General features: G+C 25.1%; 2 protein-coding genes. Both read right to left on the bottom strand.

The window, feature by feature from the left end; translation table 11 throughout:
- Window positions 1–338: 338 nt before the first annotated feature.
- Entirely contained in the window at window positions 339–557 is a 219-nt protein-coding gene (locus tag E6248_RS16165; RefSeq protein ID WP_316341788.1) for a DUF2922 domain-containing protein, read from the bottom strand.
- Between the two features lie 60 nt (window positions 558–617).
- Complete coding sequence (locus E6248_RS16160) at window positions 618–842, bottom strand: DUF1659 domain-containing protein (protein WP_316341787.1); 225 nt, start codon at window positions 840–842, stop codon at window positions 618–620.
- Between the last annotated feature and the right edge of the window lie 429 nt (window positions 843–1,271).

The following is a 1,271-nucleotide window of genomic DNA, read 5'->3' as shown; positions in this document are numbered from 1 at the left end:
ATCTATCTATCTATCTATCTATCTATCTATCTATCTATCTATCTATCTATCTATCTATCTATCTATCTATCTATCTATCTATAATAAATAACTATTTATTTTTATTTACTGTTTTAAGTATTCTAAGTAATTTGATTCTATATTTTAAATACTATTCTTAGTAAAAATATAAAAATAGCCCTAGCATACAATACGCACACTAGGACTAAATATTATATAATTCTAATACTATTTAATAGCTTAGAGATAAAATAAAAGCGCTTTTATTAATAACTTATATTTCACTAATTAATTTAAATTAATTTTTCATTATTCATTCTTAATTTTTCATTTCTTTTCTATACTGTAATCTTAGTAGTTTCTTTAGTAACTACTTGAGCAGATGCTTTTTCAACTAAATCACCAGCCTCAGTTTTTATAAGCTTCTTATCAATTATTGAATCCATTAAAGATGTTATCTTATCTTCTTCATAATCTTCTCTAACATCTTTAATATTAATACTATGCTTCTTTCCAGAAACATCTTTAAAACCTAAAGTTGCAGTTCTTTGAATCATATTTTTTACTCCTTCCACATTTAATTTAAAAATATTATTTTATATTAGGATCTACCTCTTCTATGCTCTAGTAATAACATAGCTTTGCTCCTTTTTTATAGTTGTAACACTATAATCTAAAAGCTCATCAATTGCATCAGATAAATTTACTAAATCCTCATCCGTTGCAGAAACAGAAATATTTTTAAAGTTTTGTCCTTTAAAAACATCCTTTCCAGTAGAATTAACGCCAACCTTGTAGCTAACTGCTAAAGAATTTTCAACTAAAACTGAACTTGCTGCCATAATTATCACCTCCCTCATCCATATAAATATGTTATAAAGCTTTATAATAAAAGTAAGTTATTATAAAGAATATATTAGCTTCTATAAGGTTAAAAAGTATATAAGCAAATAAAAATATAAAGAGTTCTTAAAATAATTAGAGCTCTTTATTTTTTTATAATTTTAAATTTATTATAAACCAAGTTTACTCTAGTTAAAAAAGTAGCTATCCAAATGGGTAATATCCAAGATAAGAGGTAATATCTGTTTAAGTAATAGTTGTAAATTGACTCAGTACTGGAGCAAATTAGAATTAAAATACATCTTTCAAAACTCAGACGAGCTGAGTTTTTTCCTTTAGTAGGCATGAAATCCTCAGTTTTTATAAATTTTATATTTAAGATTAGAGCTAGTATCTGCTTTGGTGAATTGGAGCGAAGCGACTTGAAC

Source organism: Clostridium sp., from assembly GCF_032552055.1.
In the GTDB taxonomy this organism is placed as follows: domain Bacteria; phylum Bacillota; class Clostridia; order Clostridiales; family Clostridiaceae; genus Clostridium.
Note: the sequence above shows the minus strand (reverse complement) of the source record. Positions and strands in the feature narration are given on the sequence as shown.

Bases quoted from the DNA above. Each gene is read 5' to 3' on its own strand.
- E6248_RS16165 (WP_316341788.1), bottom strand. From the start codon at position 557: ATGATTCAAAGAACTGCAACTTTAGGTTTTAAAGATGTTTCTGGAAAG.
- E6248_RS16160 (WP_316341787.1), bottom strand. From the start codon at position 842: ATGGCAGCAAGTTCAGTTTTAGTTGAAAATTCTTTAGCAGTTAGCTAC.